This window comes from Pontibacillus chungwhensis BH030062 (assembly GCF_000770675.1).
Taxonomy (GTDB): Bacteria; Bacillota; Bacilli; order Bacillales; family BH030062; genus Pontibacillus; species Pontibacillus chungwhensis.
Genome location: NZ_AVBG01000017.1, coordinates 1 through 19,032, shown reverse-complemented (window position 1 = coordinate 19,032; position 19,032 = coordinate 1). Strand labels below are relative to the sequence as shown.

At 41.3% G+C, this 19,032-nt stretch carries 22 protein-coding genes; 8 read left to right on the top strand and 14 right to left on the bottom strand.

Going from position 1 to position 19,032, the window contains the following annotated elements:
• Positions 1 to 46 precede the first annotated feature (46 nt).
• Positions 47 to 1,345 (bottom strand): MFS transporter, encoded by a 1,299-nt coding sequence (locus tag N780_RS16905; RefSeq protein ID WP_036786793.1) that lies wholly within the window; start codon positions 1,343 to 1,345, stop codon positions 47 to 49.
• A gap of 113 nt (positions 1,346 to 1,458) precedes the next feature.
• Between N780_RS16905 and N780_RS16900 the strand changes: the two genes are divergently transcribed.
• A complete protein-coding gene (locus tag N780_RS16900) occupies positions 1,459 to 2,079 on the top strand; it encodes an NAD(P)-dependent oxidoreductase (protein WP_036786791.1) in 621 nt (206 codons plus the stop codon).
• Between the two features lie 53 nt (positions 2,080 to 2,132).
• On the opposite strand, the gene N780_RS16895 is transcribed toward N780_RS16900, so the two are convergent.
• The 4 genes from N780_RS16895 to N780_RS16880 all read right to left on the bottom strand — a co-directional run bounded on the left by N780_RS16895 (position 2,133) and on the right by N780_RS16880 (position 4,810).
• The gene (locus N780_RS16895) at positions 2,133 to 3,038 is read right to left on the bottom strand and encodes a M15 family metallopeptidase (protein WP_232299561.1); all 906 of its coding nucleotides are present in this window, start codon (positions 3,036 to 3,038) and stop codon (positions 2,133 to 2,135) included.
• Positions 3,039 to 3,749: 711 nt separating this feature from the next.
• Positions 3,750 to 3,914: a YvrJ family protein gene (locus N780_RS16890; RefSeq protein WP_198135878.1), complete on the bottom strand. Its 165-nt coding sequence runs from the start codon at positions 3,912 to 3,914 to the stop codon at positions 3,750 to 3,752.
• A 65-nt stretch (positions 3,915 to 3,979) separates the two neighbouring features.
• Positions 3,980 to 4,225: a hypothetical protein gene (locus tag N780_RS16885; protein ID WP_036786788.1), complete on the bottom strand. Its 246-nt coding sequence runs from the start codon at positions 4,223 to 4,225 to the stop codon at positions 3,980 to 3,982.
• Positions 4,226 to 4,240: 15 nt separating this feature from the next.
• Positions 4,241 to 4,810, bottom strand: a complete 570-nt coding sequence (locus tag N780_RS16880) for an RNA polymerase sigma factor (protein WP_036786786.1) — start codon at positions 4,808 to 4,810, stop codon at positions 4,241 to 4,243.
• A gap of 391 nt (positions 4,811 to 5,201) precedes the next feature.
• On the opposite strand from N780_RS16880, the gene N780_RS16875 reads away from it, so the two are divergent.
• Complete coding sequence (locus tag N780_RS16875) at positions 5,202 to 6,320, top strand: CapA family protein (protein WP_052115142.1); 1,119 nt, start codon at positions 5,202 to 5,204, stop codon at positions 6,318 to 6,320.
• Between the two features lie 66 nt (positions 6,321 to 6,386).
• On the opposite strand, the gene N780_RS16870 is transcribed toward N780_RS16875, so the two are convergent.
• Positions 6,387 to 6,629: a hypothetical protein gene (locus N780_RS16870; protein WP_036786784.1), complete on the bottom strand. Its 243-nt coding sequence runs from the start codon at positions 6,627 to 6,629 to the stop codon at positions 6,387 to 6,389.
• Positions 6,630 to 6,850: 221 nt separating this feature from the next.
• On the opposite strand from N780_RS16870, the gene N780_RS16865 reads away from it, so the two are divergent.
• Positions 6,851 to 7,300, top strand: coding sequence for a staygreen family protein (locus N780_RS16865; RefSeq protein WP_036786782.1), 450 nt, complete (start codon positions 6,851 to 6,853; stop codon positions 7,298 to 7,300).
• A 34-nt stretch (positions 7,301 to 7,334) separates the two neighbouring features.
• Here N780_RS16865 and wrbA read toward each other — a convergent pair whose 3' ends face one another.
• Positions 7,335 to 7,934 (bottom strand): NAD(P)H:quinone oxidoreductase, encoded by a 600-nt coding sequence (gene wrbA, locus N780_RS16860; protein WP_438942512.1) that lies wholly within the window; start codon positions 7,932 to 7,934, stop codon positions 7,335 to 7,337.
• Positions 7,935 to 8,777: 843 nt separating this feature from the next.
• Positions 8,778 to 8,993, bottom strand: a complete 216-nt coding sequence (locus N780_RS16855) for a hypothetical protein (protein ID WP_036786780.1) — start codon at positions 8,991 to 8,993, stop codon at positions 8,778 to 8,780.
• 331 nt (positions 8,994 to 9,324) lie between these two features.
• Between N780_RS16855 and N780_RS16850 the strand changes: the two genes are divergently transcribed.
• Positions 9,325 to 10,203, top strand: coding sequence for a cation diffusion facilitator family transporter (locus tag N780_RS16850; protein ID WP_036786778.1), 879 nt, complete (start codon positions 9,325 to 9,327; stop codon positions 10,201 to 10,203).
• 162 nt (positions 10,204 to 10,365) lie between these two features.
• On the opposite strand, the gene N780_RS16845 is transcribed toward N780_RS16850, so the two are convergent.
• The 4 genes from N780_RS16845 to N780_RS16830 form a co-directional block, all read right to left on the bottom strand.
• Entirely contained in the window at positions 10,366 to 10,908 is a 543-nt protein-coding gene (locus N780_RS16845; protein WP_036786776.1) for a GNAT family N-acetyltransferase, read from the bottom strand.
• A 107-nt stretch (positions 10,909 to 11,015) separates the two neighbouring features.
• Positions 11,016 to 11,510, bottom strand: coding sequence for a hypothetical protein (locus N780_RS16840; RefSeq protein ID WP_084599706.1), 495 nt, complete (start codon positions 11,508 to 11,510; stop codon positions 11,016 to 11,018).
• Between the two features lie 71 nt (positions 11,511 to 11,581).
• Positions 11,582 to 11,875 carry an AzlD domain-containing protein gene (locus tag N780_RS16835; RefSeq protein WP_036786774.1) on the bottom strand — a complete coding sequence of 98 codons (294 nt, stop codon included), beginning with the start codon at positions 11,873 to 11,875 and terminating at the stop codon, positions 11,582 to 11,584.
• Positions 11,872 to 12,606, bottom strand: a complete 735-nt coding sequence (locus N780_RS16830) for an AzlC family ABC transporter permease (RefSeq protein ID WP_036786772.1) — start codon at positions 12,604 to 12,606, stop codon at positions 11,872 to 11,874. Before N780_RS16830 ends, N780_RS16835 begins: the two co-directional genes overlap by 4 nt.
• 137 nt (positions 12,607 to 12,743) lie before the next feature.
• Here N780_RS16830 and N780_RS16825 point away from each other — a divergent pair, with 137 nt between their 5' ends.
• Positions 12,744 to 13,199 carry a hypothetical protein gene (locus N780_RS16825; protein WP_036786770.1) on the top strand — a complete coding sequence of 152 codons (456 nt, stop codon included), beginning with the start codon at positions 12,744 to 12,746 and terminating at the stop codon, positions 13,197 to 13,199.
• 128 nt (positions 13,200 to 13,327) lie between these two features.
• Here N780_RS16825 and N780_RS16820 read toward each other — a convergent pair whose 3' ends face one another.
• Together N780_RS16820 and N780_RS16815 are read right to left on the bottom strand one after the other, a co-directional pair.
• A complete protein-coding gene (locus N780_RS16820) occupies positions 13,328 to 14,479 on the bottom strand; it encodes a thiolase family protein (protein WP_036786768.1) in 1,152 nt (383 codons plus the stop codon).
• Positions 14,480 to 14,519: 40 nt separating this feature from the next.
• Entirely contained in the window at positions 14,520 to 15,344 is an 825-nt protein-coding gene (locus tag N780_RS16815; protein ID WP_036786766.1) for a cobalamin-binding protein, read from the bottom strand.
• Between the two features lie 408 nt (positions 15,345 to 15,752).
• Between N780_RS16815 and N780_RS16810 the strand changes: the two genes are divergently transcribed.
• From N780_RS16810 to N780_RS16800, 3 genes are all read left to right on the top strand, one after another.
• Positions 15,753 to 16,454 (top strand): Type 1 glutamine amidotransferase-like domain-containing protein, encoded by a 702-nt coding sequence (locus tag N780_RS16810; RefSeq protein ID WP_036786764.1) that lies wholly within the window; start codon positions 15,753 to 15,755, stop codon positions 16,452 to 16,454.
• Positions 16,455 to 16,561: 107 nt separating this feature from the next.
• On the top strand, positions 16,562 to 17,287 hold the full coding sequence (locus tag N780_RS16805; RefSeq protein WP_036786763.1) for an ABC transporter ATP-binding protein: 726 nt from the start codon (positions 16,562 to 16,564) through the stop codon (positions 17,285 to 17,287).
• Positions 17,280 to 18,914, top strand: a complete 1,635-nt coding sequence (locus N780_RS16800; RefSeq protein WP_036786760.1) for a putative ABC transporter permease subunit — start codon at positions 17,280 to 17,282, stop codon at positions 18,912 to 18,914. The genes N780_RS16805 and N780_RS16800 overlap by 8 nt, the downstream gene beginning before the upstream one ends.
• The last annotated feature ends 118 nt before the right edge of the window (positions 18,915 to 19,032 follow it).

Below are 19,032 nucleotides of genomic sequence, written 5' to 3'. Positions count from 1 at the left end.
ATTCAGGAAATATAAATGCGGGACGATATGTCTCGTCCCGCTCCTATTATAGGTGTACATCTACTTTGTCATTTGATACCGTCTTCTTTTTCGCATCTTCTATCCCTTTTGTAATATCAACCTTTTGAAGTAAGATCAATCCAACTACGAAGAAGATCACCAGACTGAAAATACCAAGCTTACTAGATCCTGTCATACTGCCTACGAATCCAAATAAAGCAGGGCCAACGATCGCTGAGAACTTAGCTGAAATACCATAAAAGCCAAAGAATTCTGCGTGCCGATCATCAGGAACCATTCGACCGAATATAGAACGACTTAGTGACTGAGCTCCCCCTTGCACGACTCCGACGCATATCGCTAACGCATAAAAGTGAGCAGCTGAGCTCATGAAATACCCTAAGATCACAATCCCTATATAAACGAACAGCGTGATGGTTAAAGCCCGCTTTGCAGTGATTTTAGTCGCCAGCCAGCCAAAGAAAAACGTACAAGGAATCCCCACAAATTGAGTGATTAAAAGAGCTGCGATTAAATGGCTTGAGCCTATCCCTATTTCACTCCCATAAATCGTTGCCATTTTAATAATAGTAGAAATCCCATCGTTGTATAACCAAAAAGCAAGTAGAAAAACCAGGAGTTGTTTGTACTGATTAATCTCACGAAACGTATTGGCCACACGAGAAAAGCCGATCCTTGCATAAGATTTATTCCTTTTGACTTGCCCCGCCTTCTTCTCTTCCTTTACATTTTTAAAGAGTGGTATGGAGAAGACAAACCACCATATCCCCACCGACACAAAGGCTAGCTTGGTTCCCATCTCTGCTGAGGAAAAGCCAAACCACTCATATTTTTGAATCATAAGGAGGTTTAAAGCTAAGAGCAATCCACCTCCGATGTATCCAAAAGCAAACCCTCTAGAAGATACTTCGTCCATGTTTGTGCCCTTTGAGATTTCAGGTAGGAATGCATCGTAAAATATATTTGCACCCGAAAACCCAATCGTACCTATGATTAAAAGGAAGGAGGCGAATAGATACTCGCCACTATCCACAAACGCTAGCATAACGCTTGCGATCATACCCATATAAGCGAAAAAGCGTAAGAATTTCTTCTTAGAAGCAGAATAGTCACTGATGGCTCCTAGGATAGGAGCTAATATGGCAACGATTAAAACCGCAATGGACTGGGAATATCCCCAATAGCTTGTGGCTTGATTACCCGTTAAATTAGAAGCAGCTACTTGTTGATAAAAGATGGGTAAAACAGCCGCCATAATCGTTGTAGCAAATGCTGAGTTCGCCCAATCATAGAGAGCCCAGCTTCGGATTAATTTACGATTCATCTTCGCCCCCACGCTTTCGTCATAGTTTTAAACTAGCTTACCAAAAACAACTTTAAGAAAACGCTTTATTTTCTAAATTTTAACACAATATTAATAAACATGAGGTGATTGTTTTGAAAATTGCAGTATTCGGAGGCACCGGACGTGTAGGCAGCTCATTTATTCGGATGGCTCTAGATCAGGGACACACGATTCAAGCACTCGTTCGAGACCGCGATAAGGCTGATGACCTAATCTCTAAGGCAACACATATAATCGGTGATGTTACACAGGAAGAAGATATTAGAGCTACAATAAATGGATGCGACCTAGTCTTTTCTAGTATAGGAACAGACAAGACAACAACGCTATCTGAAAGCATGCCACTCATTCGAAAAGTGATGGAAAAACAAGGGATCACTCGGCTTGTTACGATTGGCACAGCCGGAATCCTTAACAGTCGCTATGAAGAAGGAAAATACCGCTTCCAATCCTCAGAATCAAAACGAACCAAGACATTTGCAGCTGAGGAGCACCTAAAAGCATACTTAGAGCTTCAGTCTTCAGCTCTACACTGGACCATCGTCTGCCCCACTTATTTACCAGATGGAGAAGAAGTAGGTGGGGTTCGATACGAAATTGACTTCCTACCTAAAGAAGGGAAGAAGATATCCACAAATGATACAGCCCGCTTTGCTTTTGAGATTCTTGACCCTCCCTCTTTCTCCAAGAAAAGAGTAGGGATTTGCTACTAGTTTGAAGATATAAAAAAACCAGTCATTCTGTTTTGAATGACTGGTTCTTTAGTTTACGGAACCAAGTTATAAAATTCTTCAAGTGTGGCATCTTGATTATACACCTTCGTCGCTACGTCTTTACCAACATAGCGTAAATGCCATGGCTCATATTCATACCCCGTAATATCCGTCTTTCCTTCTGGATAACGTATAACAAAACCATAGTTGTGAGCGTTCTCCGCCAGCCATTCCCCTTCTTTCATATCTCCGAGGTCTTGGCTCAACTGAAATGACAACTTGGCAACTGTAACATCCATTGCAAGGCCTGTTTGGTGTTCACTATGCCCTGGAACAGCTGAGAACTGTCTGGCATGTTCTTCCCCATGCTTCTCTACATTGCTTGCAAAAATGGCTTCTTGCCTTTCGTATGCCCTGTATCCAGAAGCAGCAACTAAATCAATACCTGCTTGGTCTGCCCCTTCAAATAATTCTTCGAGAGCACTTGCTGCGACTTCACGCATTTGCTTTTTCTGATGAAACTCGTCGAAATAAAACGGCACTTGCGGAACAGTTAAATCAGGTGGTGTGTACCCATCAGGAAGCTTTCGTTGCTTGTTCACAACAACCTCTATACTTGTAGGGTTATCGACAACCTTGGCAGATGATTCACTGGATTCTTCTTGATTTGAATCTTCCTGATTCATCGATTGTTCTTCAGAGTCAGAGTCTTCATTTGGTTCCGAATCATTGTTTTTTTCTTCATTCGATTCGTTTTCTTTTGAGATTTGATCTTGGTCCTCATCTTGTTGGCTGTCATCTGAATTTTCTTGATCTTGCTCTTCAGAACGGTTTTCCTTTTTCGTTACAGCCGTATTTTTTGATGCATTTTCTTTTGCTTGTTGGGTTTCATCTGTACTGGATTGACACGCGGCCAGAGCTAACATACTAACGAACCCGATCAGAAATATTCTCCTCATGATGTGTTTCCTTTCTGTATCAAGTTACTTTACAATATAACACGTTTTAGAAAAAGATGACAAAACAATAAAGGCCTTCTATCCTCCCTTAACACCCGTTTGATCTTCCACACAAACATAATGGAAACGTTAACAAAAGCGACACAAATACCTCGTTGCTTAAAATGAAACGGTGGTATAATAAAGATGTAAAGAAAAACAATACAGCTAAACAATTTAAGCGGCTCAACCATCGCGAGTTCGTTTCCAAGCGAACAAAAGATATGGCCTGAAAAGGGAACACGCCTCCTGTGAAAAAGGATTAAACGAATGCCCTAAATAGCCATGTTGAAGAAACTGGGTATTAGAGTGTACGCCTCACTTTCTTAGACGATGACCCATAAGGAAACGTTACACCTACTCCTTATTCGGTAGCCTAACAATCGTTTCACTCTAAAACGATTAAGGACGAGAAAGACGTTCACTTTTGTAAAAACAGCGACGTCAATTTTACAAATCGAACGAACATTTAGGTCGGAGGAAACGGATTCATGAAGAATAATCCTTCCAAGCACGGCGCTAATGATCGGAAGCAATAAGTAGGATCGAGGATGATTCTTACATGGTTGGGTCCCCTAAGTTGTTTAGCACTTACGAACACCAAAAAAAATGGTGTTCGTTTTTATTTTGCACCGCTAGAAAAGCGCTCTCCTCTATGGAGAACGCTTCGTTTTATGACTTCTTCTTTGTTGCTTCTTTGCTTTGTCCTTGAGGCAAGGAATATACAGCCTCCTCTAATTTATCAAGCTTTTTATCAAACTTTACTAGTAAAAACATCGTCACCGCAATCGGAAAACCGAAGTTTCCAAGTAGCTGAATAAAAACTAAATAATCCATTATAATCCCCCTTTCCATTCCAGGTGTAGCTTGTAGAGTTAGTAAGACTATAAACAAACATCCCCTTAACAAGACTCATCATGTTGACTCCTTCGCTGATTCAAATCCACTAATCCCGGGACTTCATCTAAAGAATAGCTTTTAACGTAATGAATGACGCATAGCTTCAACTCTTGTTCAAGATCCTCTCTGTTGTCTGGCTTCGTTAGTCGTAACGACTTTCTAATTTTTGGTAAAAATGTATCAATAACCTTCTCCTCAGTCCCATATCCACTTTGAGCTTCTTTAACCCACTCGTATAAAGCGACCATAAGCTCCCCCCCTATTTATTCGTTCGTTAATAAACTCCGTAATTTCTTTAAAGCCTTTTTCCTAGATTTGGACACGGCTTGTTGTGATGTATCCATTCTCTTAGCAATCTCTGTATCCTTAAGTTCAAATAGATACGCCATATCCAGAACCTCTCTTTGCTTGTCCGTTAATGAAACATAAGCCTCTAGTAACAGATCGTCATCTATACAATCTTTCAATGAAGTAGGAGCTTCCATATATAAAACCTCCCCTTCACTCAGAACTTGATCCTTAAAAGTAATTCCGTCCTCATCCCCCACTGACTGATCCAGAGTTAGCGCGTTATGTTCAGCAAATCGCCTCATCCTCTTGTCGTAATTCACGCTTTGAAAATATAATGAAGTACTTAAATAAGAAGTGAAACGAAGTCCGAAGTAATACACCTTAAAAGCTTGGTCTAGATGTTCTTTTCTCGTTGGGCTGGGTGAGTCAACGTATTCTTTTAACATTTCCTGGTGTTCTGGCTTCTGCAAAAATGTCTCTACAGCCCGATTTCCTCTTAAATTCGGAAACTCTTTATAAAACTTCTCTTCAACCTCGCTCATTCTTCACCACCCCCCAAACAAGAACGTATGTTCGGTTTTTTGTTTAAAAAAAGAAGCAAAAGGAGAACAAACTCCACTTTTGCTTGATCTATTACTTTATAAAGAAAGATTGACCTTTAAAATTACAACCTAACCTTTTTAAATCGTTCATTTGTACTATTTATTACACCATAGTTGCTACTGGAAATAAAGAGGTTATAGACCTAATTTTTCTAGATTCCACATAGCTAATCAGTTTTACAAATGGTGATTATGTTGTGTAATTAAAGGTAGGTGATCTGTATTAGATAGGTACATTTCCATATACCGCTGTGGTTAAGATTCTATTATAATACGTGTGAATGATATTTTGGTTTATTTTTCCTACATTATTCAAGAGAGGATTATCATCATGAAATGGAAATCACACATCATAATTGGGCTTACCCTTCTTCTTTCTATTCTTTTCACTCCTACGTTTTCTGAAGCGAAGGAAAAGAATGCTGATTTACACTCAACTTGTAATGAATATGGTTGGCTCCTTTCTAGTTGGACTCCCTTTTGTTATTTATTAAATGGATCTCCTGAAACGAACAATCCCATCACTCTTACATTTGGAGGGGATGTATTAATGGAGTACTCCCTTGTGAACACGATGGAAGATTCAGGTCCGGACCACCCTTTTCAATACGTGGCCCCTTTATTTAAAAAGAGTGATTATACCGTAATCAATTTAGAAACACCTATTACAAGTGCGACTACTCCTTACCCTAAGCTTTATAACTTCAAAGCTTCCCCTCTTCTGTTAGAAGGGTTATCAAATGCAGGAGTGGACCTAGTTAGTCTTGCGAACAATCATACATTGGATTATAACGTAAAAGGACTTTTAGATACCTTTGAAGCACTAGATGATAAAGGCATCGATTATATAGGAGCTGGGAACAATCAACAGGAAGCCTATAAAGAAAAACGAATCTCTATAAAAAATCAAACAGTTGCTATATTAGCCTTTTCTGAAGTGTTACCTGATTTGAGCTGGTATGCAGGGGTAAATACTCCCGGTGTTGCAAGCGGGTATCAACTTGATCGAGTGATCTCGATTATAGATAAGGTGAAAGAAGAAGTTGATTATGTCGTTGTATATTACCATTGGGGCGATGAGAAGGTTAACGTACCGAACAAAGACCAAACCCACATTGCTCACACATTGGTCGACCATGGAGTTGACGCGGTAATCGGTTCCCATCCTCACGTATTGCAAGGTTTTGAACTTTATAATGGAAAACCTATCGCCTACTCACTAGGTAATTTCCTGTTCCCAAACTATGTAACCGGGAAAACGGCAGAAACAGGGGTCCTTGAAGTGACCCTTAAAGAGGAACGTGTATCCATGGCTTTTCATCCTTTTGAAATCAAGAACGATCAAATTGTCCCACTTACAGAACAAGAAAAGAAAGCTCAATATAATTACTTAAACTCCATTTCTTTTAAAGCTGCTCTAGGTCAAGATGGGGATCTCTATCCTCAGTAAAGGTTAATATTCGAAAAAAAAGTGCTTAGAGTTTGATCTCTAAGCACTTTTTCCATGTATACGTGATTATTCATATGTGTAGGGTCTGTAAATTTCACTTAATTCAACCAAGCGTTCATGATCCCCTTGATCAATCGCTTCGTTGATTTGGGATTCCAGGTTTGATTTGTTCCACTTGTAGCAAAGCTCATCTAATGCTAAAGTGCTTGCTAATTTAATCTCGTAAGGCACATCACGTTTGGCATGAATCACATCTCGATCTTTCATCGGGAACCAAGTTAGGGCGTACGACACTTTTTCCTTTCTCATGGAACTCTCCCCCTTTTAAGTAGTATATGATAGATCTTTATAAATTGAAACAATTTTCTGATAAAATAACTATTAATTCTATCTTCCCCATGATTTTGTCTATTAAACCCTTGAAACACCTATATTTTCACTCTTAATTGTTCCCTATTTCAATCATACGAATAAGATAATGTAGATTCATTTTTACATTCATTTCAAGTTGAAGAATAGGGGGACCATAGATGAGTTTTTCTCCTTACAAACTCTATACTCAATACCGACCTGATATTGCCCACTTCACACCTTTTTCTGAACGAATCTACACACTCACTCACTCTGACCAAACAGGGGATTTATTTTTAACCGTATCAAAAGAGTTTGCCGTAGATCAGACGAACGAGATGCGTGACGAGGTGTTTGGCTGGTGGTCATTACTACCTGATACTACTGTTCAATTTCAAGGAAGCGTATTAGTGGGGACAGAGGACATACCTGAATCCCAACAAGACATTCGTTATCAAGTTTTTATGCGAGAAATGAGTACGGCCCTTAAAGGGATCTTTTACGGAGAACGGTGGTTAGTAGAGATGAATCCAGTTCTCTTTGAAGCTCCTATATGGATCCAATTTAAAAGTAATCTATCCAAATACAGAGGAAATGTTTACTTTGGAAGAGTAAAAGATTATATGTAAAAAGGCCATCCACGTGGGATGGCCTATCATACTATTATTTACTATGAATACGGCTTGCAATATCAACCGTACGCTTTGCTTGGTGTTTTACAGCCGCTTCTACATCTTCTTGCATGTTTCCATCTTGATCAACTGTCACGGACGTCCCATAAGGATTTCCGCCACCAGCGAAAACGGACTGATCTGAGTAGCCTGGTGCAGCTACAATGGCTCCCCAGTGAAACATCGTTGTGTAAAGGTTTGTGATCGTTTGCTCCTGACCACCATGAGGATTTTGAGCGGAAGACATTGCACTTACTACTTTGTTCACAAGTTTCCCGTTAAACCATAGACCACCTGTTGCATCTAAAAATGATTTTACTTGAGCTGGAACGTTACCAAAACGAGTTGGTACACTAAAGATAAAACCATCAGCCCATTCAAGATCATCATTTGAAGCGACTGGTACATCCTTCGTTTCTTCTAAATGTTGCTTCCAGGCAGGGTTTTGGGCGATCGCTTCCTCAGGCGCTGTTTCTGCTACGCGCACAAGCTTCACCTCAGCACCAGCTTCCTTAGCTGCCTCTTCTGCCCACTTAGCTAATTTGTAATTCGTACCGGTTGAACTGTAGTAAACCACTGCAATGTTTGTCAAACTTATCTCTCCTTTTATCCAATCAGTATAGTCCACCCATCATTTCCACATCATGAAATAAATGGGATACCTATAGTATATACCCACCACACACTTACTTCAAAACAAAGAGTTTCAATATCGAGATATTTTTTTGACTAGATCCCCTAGTAAGATCCGGCCGTTCCCATATGTGGCGGATAGGGCAGGATAGGGGACAACTCGCTTTCCTGCGGGGAGCTGGGAAGCCTCCTCGTTCGCTATCGCTCTCTGTGGGTCTCCCCTAATTTTAAATGTGCAGGCGTGGTGCCTTTATATAAGGAAGTTCGACTAAGATCGTCACATCCTGTGACAACTTCGAACGACCCCACGTCGTGTGGGGCCGGATAAGATAGCCTTTTGGAAAAGGCGATCAGCCTTTGTAAAAAAGATGACTTATCTCGCTAGGTCCTCCACGCCGAAACTGGATAGGCTCCTTACCCCGCGGGAGTCTCGCAGTCCCCTATCCTGCCCTGACGTTAATTAGTTGAACGGCCCCCGCTTATTACAGTTGATCGCAAGCCTCTACCACCCAAATATGGCACGTTTCCGTCCCTCCCTATTTGGCAAAGGCGGGCCTGGAAACTGCGAGACTCCCGTGGGCAGAAGAGCCTAGGTGAGACCCCGGAGACCGGCTTTGCCGGTTGAGGAGGCTCACCAGCTCCCCACAGGAAAGCGAGTGGTTTCCAGGCCCGCCTTACGCTCCATTTAAGCTAACGGAAACGTTCCTCTAACTATTGCAATGGAAGAATCAAAAATTAGCGTGAGTAAAAACAAGCATAAGTAAAGGCAACCCTGACAGGGTTGCCTTTACTGTATAATGTATTATATGACGAGTTCGTAATATTGCGGGAACGTCCAGTATGAATCTCTCCAACCGCGCTGCACGGCTAGTTCTTCGAAAGATTGGGCATGACTGTTAAAAAATTTAATAATAGCCTCTTCTATGTTCTCCTCAGAAGGATTGTACTGCAATAACACTGGCTTTGAGAACTTCATTCCACGTACAGAGCCTTCAATGATTACCGTTTCCTTAACCAATAGCCTCACTCCTTTGTCATTGAAATTTCCAAAAGCCGAACCGCCGTTCACCGATCTTGTTTCTGTTATCTAAAACATATAAATAATATCTTAATAAGCAGATACCCTTTTGAGAGTAGATTAATCCCCTGTTCGACATTTTGATTACAAATATGACAAAAAATAAGTCTTTTTACCCATTGTTTGCTTAAGGATATATTTTTGGATTAAGGAAACATTATTTTATGGTAACAATAGAAGTGAAGATAGCAACGTTTTTTTCTCTAGACTCATATGAAGCCCTTTTGGTAAGCTATATAAGGTTTATTGATAGGGAACGGAGGATCAATATATGAATGAATATGAGAACCTAAAAAAAGGTGAGCAAGGTGCATGGATTAGCATATGTGCTTATCTCATATTGTCTGCTACTAAATTAATTATTGCTTCAGTCGGTCAATCTGAAGCGTTACGCGCAGATGGTTTGAACAACGTAACAGATGTCATCGCATCTTTAGCCGTCTTGATCGGGTTACGGATCTCCAGAAAGCCACCTGACAAAGACCACCACTATGGACATTTCCGCGCCGAAACAATCGGCTCACTTATTGCCGCTTTCATTATGATGACAGTCGGCCTACAAGTTATATACGAAACCATTCAACAAATATTTGCCGGTCACGACCAGCAACCTAGTTTACTTACTGCTTGGACTGCAGCTGGGGCAGCTGTTGTGATGTACGGTGTTTACCGCTATAATTTACGCTTATCTAAACGAATTAATAGCCATTCCCTTTACGCAGCTGCTCAAGACAATCGATCCGATGCCCTTGTTAGTATTGGTGCTTTCATCGGTATTATTGGTGCACAATTTGGAGCCTATTGGCTTGATCCAGTAGCTGGTTTCATTGTAGGACTTATTATTTGTAAGACCGCTTATGAAATTTTCCGTGATGCTTCCCATACGTTAACAGATGGTGTTGACGAAGAACTTCTCGATCAAGTAAAAGATACGCTTAATCAAGATGAGGACGTGAAAGTCGTAGAAGATGTTAAAGCACGCTTACATGGAAATCAAGTGCTTGTTGACGCAACGATCTTAGTCGATCCACAGCTAAGTGTGCAAGAAGGTCACGATATAACAGACCGCCTTGAACATTCACTAGCTGATGAACATGGTATTCATTATGCACACATTCACATTGAGCCATATCACGGAGAAGAAGAATAGACACGTTGGTTCACAAGAGCCTAACACCCTTAAAGCTGGCATTCTCTTTGAACGTTTTCATTATTCTTTTATAAATAAAAAAGGAGCTTGGGATATTAATATCCCAAGCTCCTTTTACTTGTAGATGAATAAAAACCACATCTACCATGCGCATTGTCCCTTTTACGATGAAGCTGGTAACGTCTCAAGCAAGTGGTCCAGGTGTTTCCATCCGTATGCTGTTTCTTCGTAAGTACCTTTCCCAATGGTTATATTTTCTGCTTCTACCGCAATAGCACCGTACCGTTCATAAAAGCGCTTATTCGGATTACGCGTTAATACCCAAACTAAAATAGAAACATATCCTTTTTGAGCCATATCACTTGTGAACGCTTTTAATAATTCAGTACCTAGACCTTTCATCCTTACTTCATCTAGCAAATATATAGCGTAGATCTCTCCGTCATATCCGTAAACCTTCGTGCGTTCTTTTCCACCGGATATAAACCCTACCACCCGATCCGTTTCATCAGTGGCCACAAATATGGTCTGGTTGTTAATAGGCGTTTTTAAGATTGTTTCCCATAACGTTATGCGATTTTCAAGTGTTAAACTTTGAATATCCTCTTCCTCAATAAGTGGTTTATAGGTCGTTCTCCAACTTTCCACATGAACATAAGCAATTGCTCTAGCGTCTTCCTGGGTAGCCCTTCGAATTGTATACAACTGCTTCCCCTCCCCTGATCAAACATTTGCAAGCGCTTACTTTTATTGTATTCGGTATTTTCTATTATGTATAGAAAAACGCCACCTTTCGATGACGTTTTTTTATTTTATGAACAAGAAAACGAGGCAATACGATCCGTATCAATGACGAAATATACCCAGCGATTTTGGCTTGATCGCCAGCGATATCCTCCAACAGATGTTCTTCCGATAAACGTTGGATAGTACCAGAACCTTCTCCCATTATTTAAACGAACACGCGTGTAGCGGTACAAACACCCATAAAACGAGCCTGGGTCTACTGCAAATACGCTCGGCTGACCGCCGTAACCATTAAACTGTCCCTGACCTGGTGGTGGTCCGAATGGCGGCTGACCGCCACCACCTTGCCCAGGTGGTGGTCCGAATGGCGGCTGACCGCCACCACCTTGCCCAGGTGGTGGTCCGAACGGTGGCTGACCTCCCCCACCTTGCCCAGGTGGTGGACCGAATGGTGGCTGTTGTTGAGGATATCCCCCGCCAAAACCACCACCGAATCCGCCTTGACCTGGAAGCAATTGACCCATAAGCCAACTTAACCCGTCATTCTGTCTATAATCCATGCTGTCTGGCTCCTTCCGTTATAAGCTCACTATACTATATGCATTGACCCATACAGCGTGACAGAAGCCTCTTATATAATAGTTAGGATATACACCGTTCCAATCGCTACTAATACGGTAACAATCGTGTGGGCCCTTAAGAATGCGAACACCACAGCTACCCCACCTGCTAGAAGACCAATGTGCGGCTCTCCATCAATAACAGTTGTAATACCAGGGAAAATAAGAGCACCCAGGGCAGCGTAAGGGATCGCATTCAGCCAACGAGAAACCCAAAGCGGGAACGTCCACCGATCCACGACAAACGCAGGCAAGAAACGGGGGACCATGGTAACGATCGCCATACCAATGATAACCAAGATCATGCTTCTTCCTCCTTTACCAATCCAATACCACTAGCTCCACCGACAAGCGTAGCTACAACAATTGCCCATCCATCACTAATCCCTAGAGCTGATAATATATAATTCACAACCATACTAATGATCGCAATGATACCAATCTTCCATTCTCTCCTGATCGACGGTACTAACAGAGCGATAAACATCGCATACAACGCCACTACCATACTTTGACTGAGAGCAGCTGGAATCACTTCTCCAAGCACCCCTCCCAGAAAAGAACCACCAACCCATGAAGAATAAGAGACTAGAATCATAGACGCATAAAACCAACCCCCATAAGGATCCTTAGATTCTCTCTTATGGAGTGAACCAACAGCAAAGGTCTCATCCGTTAATCCTAACGAGAGAGGGACTTTCCATTTAAGTGCAAACGAACGAATTTGATTCATAAATGAAAAGCTCATGACAAAATGACGGAAGTTAAGAACAAAGGTAGCTAATATAATCTCTATTGCACTTACACTAGCTAAAATCATATTGGTAGCCACAAACTGGCTCGCCCCAGCAAAAACCATCACACTCATCATAGTGATCTCAAAAAGACTTAAACCTGCCTCACTTGCTAATACACCATATGTAATCGCAATGGGAAGATATCCAAACATAATCGGAAGCCCAGCCATTGCCCCTCTTTTTAAAGAATCGCCAATTCCCGCATTAGACCGTTCTACAATTTCTGAATTTGCCTGCACCTTTCATCCCTCTTCACCTTCAAATTTAAACCATTATAATCCAGATTGGTACATATGAGAAGAGTCTTGTAAAAGATACGTTTCTTTTTTAATACTTATGGGTAATTTCTTTCCATTAGTGAAAAGGAGGGCTTCACATGGAACACCGAATTTCCCATGACAATATGGATGACTTATTAAAACAATTAGAAGAAGACTATATTAACGCTTTAAACAATAACCAATGTGAAAACGTGGAAGATTTTATTGAGCAATTCTTATTTGATTCTTGGGATTATAATGATCGAAACATCGATATGATCAAATCTGTAATGAGCCGCTACACCCAAGGCGAAGTCTATCAAACCACTTTCGCAGGAGCCTTTAACGAAATGGTCGATCACCTTCAATCTAAACTGTCTAAACTCGATAAAGACAATAAATACCCTATGATCCACCACAACCTCGGTGCTTCTATTTTAGTAGCCTTCGTAGACGGATTAGTCGTTCAATATTACACAGGTATTTATAGTGTCGAAGATTTGCGAGAAAAAACACCTCAATTTAAAAAGACGATACTAGCAGCGCTATGTACAGATTCCTTAAACGAATAAACGTAATAGAACCTGCCTAATTTGGCAGGTTCTTTAATGGTAGGTTATTGAATAATAAACTATTTTACAAAGCATCTAAGTTGGTAAGGCTTATTCTTCACATGCGTTTTTCATACGTGGAGAAACTTTTACAATCTTTCAATAATAGCCGCAGTCGCCATACCATGACCAATGCAAATCGTTAACAGTCCGAAACGTCCGTTTCTACGTTCTAACTCATGAAGTAGAGTGGTCAGGAGTTTTGCACCGGTGGCACCAAGAGGATGCCCTAGAGCAATCGCTCCCCCATTGACGTTGACCTTTTGTAAATCTGCCTGTAACTCTTTTTGCCATGCAAGCACAACTGGCGCGAATGCCTCATTAATCTCCACAAGATCGATATCATCAATCGTCAAGCCAGCTTGAAGGAGAACTTTCTTCGTAGCAGGAATGACCCCATCTAACATCATTGTCGGATCAGACCCTACTACAACTCGCTTAACAATCCGAGCTCTTGCTTTTAAACCTAGCTCATTGGCTTTATTTCTATTCATCAATAGGACAGCTGCTGCTCCGTCACTCATCTGGCTCGCATTTCCTGCTGTGATCACTCCATCTTCCTTAAAAACTGGCTGAAGCTTCTCAAGCTTTGAGAGTGATGTCCCTCTACGGGGGCCCTCATCCTGTGCGACTAGTATAGAATCCCCTTCCTTTGATACCCCCTCCAAAGGAACGATCTCCCTTTCGAATGTGCCAGAATCGATTGCATGGATCGCGCGCCTATGGCTTTCATAAGCGTATTCATCTAACTGCTCTCTTGTAAAACCATACTTCAGAGCGATCCGTTCCGCTGAAAGACCTTGGTGAATAAATTCATACTTATCATGTAGTGAGTCAGGAATCGTCCGTTCATCCCCATCACTTAAGATAGGAACTTTCGACATATTCTCAACGCCTGCTCCTATCGTAATCTGCATATCCCCAGCCAAAATTTCTTGGGCTGCAAAATGGATCGCTTGCTGACCTGAGCCACACATTCGGTTTAATTGCACCGCCGGAACTTCTACAGGAAAACCTGCCTCTAGTCCCGCAAGACGACCAATGTTGTACCCCTGCTCCCCAACAGGTGATACACACCCCATCACAATATCCTCGACGTCCTCTTTATTAATTCTTGCTCTTTGAACAAGTTCCTGTAATACGGTACTTGCCATATGAACAGGGTGGACATCTCGGAATACCCCTTTCCTTTTCCCTACTGCTGTCCTGACTGCTTCAACAATGACAACTTCTTGCCCCATTCTCCCACTCCCTCTCCCATGCTTTTTTACATAGTATCTTCTAACAGCCTCCCATTAGCTTAAACAACGGATCTTCTTTATCAGGTGATGGATACACTTCTGGATGAAGAAGGTGCGCTAATTTTTGCAACCCCCATAACAAACGAGGAGACGGGCGACAGTATAAGGATTCTTGCAGCACAAAAATGCGATTGTCTTTTACAGCTTGCACCTCTTTCCATCCAGGCCGCTTCCGAATAGCCTCTGGTTTCATCTTTTCCTCTTTTACTCCAACCCACGCCATACATACAACGTCAGGATTAAGTTCTCGCACATCTTCCCACGATCGCTGAACACTTGCTTCGTTTTCCTGTGAGAACACATTTTGTCCACCGGCTAATTCACTGATCTTTGTTAACCAATTTGGACCCCCTGGTGAGAAGATTGGCTTCGGCCACCACTCCCAGTATAATGATGGCTTATCCTTAATGTTGTCCGTTAACTGTTGATATTGTGCAATGATAGAACGGTAGGCATGAACGACCTCTTCAGCCTTTTGTTCCGTTTGAGTATGAGCCCCAACCTTTATTAAATCCTCAGCTATTTCTTCAAGAGAATTTGGGTTTAGAATGATATAAGGCAAGTTCCGCCTTTCTAACTCTTCAATATTCCGCTCCATACCAGGCACACTTAATGACGCAAGTACCAAGTCAGGGGTAAGACGTTCCACAAGATCCATATCAATCGATAAATCAGGACCAAGCTGCGGCAGATCCTTTACTTCCTCAGGCCAATCTGAGTACTGATCCACACCGACCAACTGATCGGTCAATCCAAGGTAAGCTAAAAGTTCTGTATTGCTTGGGCAGATCGACACTAACCTCATATTTGTTCTCCTTTCTATAAGCATAGACTATATTCATGTGATTCCTCCATATAAGCCACCTTATGTGGAAGACTCGAAGTTGAGATATATTTCAGCGGAAAGATGCCGTTACGTTTATGAGTGTGCTTGGGCTTGCTCGGGGCCAACTCGTTTTCCTGCGGGGAGCTGGGAAGCGAGTGGTTTCCAGGCCCACCTTACACTGAACTAAAAAATAACGACAACATTCTCTAATCTTAGAGTTTTCAGGATTACTGCCGTATGCTTGAGTAAATAACAACATTAAACTTTAACAGATTGAAAGAATTAAATAATATAACTTGCACTAGATAGGGAATTTCATATAGTATTTTTCTTAATATTATAACATTTAAGATAGCTAACACGAACGAATAAGAGGAGGAATTTAACATGAATATTATTGCAATGGGCGGGGGCGGATTTTCTGCAGAGGACAATAATCCCCTGCTCGATCGTTATATTTTAAATCAATCTGAACAACTTCGTCCTAAAATTTGCTTTTTAGCAACAGCGAGCGGTGATGATGAAGCCTATATCCAAAAGTTTTATGATTTCTTTAATGAAGAAGCGTGCGAACCGACTCATTTATCTTTACTTAAACCAGAAGTAACGGACTATGAAACGTTTCTTCTGTCCCAAGATATCATCTATGTAGGTGGGGGAAATACGCGCAACTTGCTCGCCCTATGGAAGGAGTGGGAGCTCGATCGAATCTTAAAGAAAGCTTGGAAAGAGGACATTATTCTTGCAGGACTGAGCGCTGGGGCGATGTGTTGGTTTAACGAAGGGCTTTCAGACTCCACACCAGGTGGAATGAAAACAGTTAAAGGGCTCGATTTTTTACCCGGAAGTCTATGCCCTCATTATAACGGAGATCCTAAATGGAAAGAAAGTTATCTTGATTTCATTCAAGAGAAGCAGATTTTAACAGGATTTGCGTTAGATGATGGCGCGGCCATCCATTTTGTTGGAAGGGATATCCACGTTGCCATCTCATCACGACCAGAAGCAGCTGCTTACCGAGTCACCCCTGGAGACCAGGAAGCAGTAGTAGACACACTGGAATTGGTAGAACTCTCTTTTAACCAATAAATAACCTTTAATTAGTAGCCTGTCTCTTTATCTGCTATGATGAATAACGAAACATTTTCTTCACTCCTTCGTAAGAACGAGTAGTAGCTTATTAAAGGTGGGCCTTTATGATTGAAATAAATCATGTTACCAAAAATTATGATCAAAATAAAACGGCTGTAAGTCAACTTGATCTTTCCGTTCCAGACGGTAAAATCATTGGTTTTCTAGGACCTAATGGAGCAGGAAAATCAACAACAATCAAGATGATTACAGGCATCCTTCCCATTGATGAGGGATCCATTACAATCAATGGGCACAATATTTCAGAAAATCCAATTGAAGCGAAGCGTTCCTTCGGCTACGTACCAGATCATCCGGACCAATTCTTGCGGTTAAAAGGGCTTGAGTACCTTCATTTCATTGGCGATATGTATGATGTTCCAAAAGATGTACGCCAGGATAAAATTGATCGTATCACTAAAACCTTCGGGATCTATGATGTCTTAAATGACACCATTCAAACGTATTCACACGGCATGCGCCAAAAGATTGTTATCACTGGTGTTCTCCTTCATGATCCTGATGTATGGATTTTAGATGAACCTCTTACCGGACTCGATCCTAAATCTTCTTATGCTGTAAAGGAAATGATGCGTGAGCATGCTGCGAAAGGAAAAACGGTCTTCTTTTCTACTCATGTCCTTGAAGTTGTCGAACAGCTGTGTGATGAAGTTGCAATTATTCAGGAAGGCACACTCCAGTTTTACGGTACAATGGAGGCCATGCGGGAGAAATACCAATCAGACGAAACACTTGAACACATCTTCCTGGAGCTGACCGAATATGAATAAGACGATTCAACTGAGTAAAGTAATGATGAAGATGTATTTCTCATGGTCGGGTAAAAGCGGAGGCCAAAAGGCGAACACTGCTATTGTAGGGGCCTTATCAATACCTCTGTTCATTATATGGTTTTGGTTTTTAGATAGCATTATTGGAGGGCTTCACCAAGTTCTCGCACCAATGGGCTTATCACCTATGATTGTAGCTATAGCGTTATTACTTGTGAGCATTTTTCTCCTGTTCACGAGTCTTTCTTCAATATTAACATCGTTTTATTTCTCTGAAGATATCGAGACCTATATCCCGCTCCCGTTACATCCTTACCAAATTATAGTCGGGAAATCGATTGGTCCTCTCATTACGGTTTACGGCCTCACATTGTTTGGACTTGCCCCTGTTTTCCTTTTGTATGGAATGTACTCGAGTGCTTCGATTGGTTTCTACTTAATCGCCTGTATCACACTGCTTTTATTTCCGATTATTCCATTTATTTTATCAGGCCTGCTCATGATGATTGTGATGCGTTACGCTAATATCTTAAAAAATAAAGACCGCACCAAAGTATTAGCTGGAGTTTTCTCATTTCTTATCATCATTGGCGTTAACGTCATAATCCGTCTTAATCAAGATGCAGAGACTGTTTCACAGGATATAGGACAGTGGCTAGCTGAACAAGAACATCTATTGTGGAATACAACAAAATTTCTTCCAAACGTCTTTTTAGCTACCGAATCTCTAAATGCCCAGCTTCCGATATGGCAATCCCTGCTTTCTTTAGTCGGTTTTATTGCGTTTACATTCGTTAGCGTGACAATCTTCTTACTGGCCGGTCAGAAGTTATACTATCATGGTGTCAGAGGTCTCTCTGGAGGAAGTAAAAGCAAGAAATCTATTGATATTGATTCTAAGAGTCGCACGCCATTTTGGAGCTATACACGGAAAGAAATCAAACTTGTTTTTCGTACTCCTTCTTTCTTTATCAACTGTGTGGTTCAAAACTTATTCGCGCCGATTTTTTTAGCCATTATTCTTTTACTTGATAATGGCATGGGAGAACTCACTGCAGAAATAGGTTCGGTTGATGGAAAATATATTTTAATTGGCATGATTGGATTCACTTTGTTTATACTTGGAACAAACCCAACCGCTACCACCGCCATCTCCCGAGAAGGTCGAAGTTGGTTTACGAACTTATACATGCCAGTTCAACCCAAGACCATCCTTTTTAGCAAGGCATTTTCTGCTTTCCTAATTCAAGCGATCTCACTAGTCATCCTATTTCCGGTATTCGCCTTTGTCATAAATATCCCTTGGATGTATATGAGCCTTTGGCTACCCTTAGCTTTAGGAACAAGTTGGTTCTCTAACCTCTTCGGTGTATACCTAGATGCCAAACAACCTAAACTTGACTGGAGCGATGAACAACAAGTATTTAAATCAAGATTTGTACCGCTACAAAGTATGCTTATACAAGCATTCGGCTTTGGAATCTATTTGTTGATCTTATGGCAACTGCCTTTTACAAGCGTAGCAATCACAATGGGATTACTTCTATTAGGAATATGCGCCGCAATTTACCTAACCCAACGCTTGTTACACTCTATCGCTAAAAATGAATTTCAACGTATACAGTGAGCACCTGGCTATAGTCAGGTGCTGTTTTCTTTCACTCATCCCAATGAAGAAATCCTGCCTAACAAATGAGTTCAAGAATAGGGCAGTAATCTTGAAGACTCGAAACTGAGAGAATGTT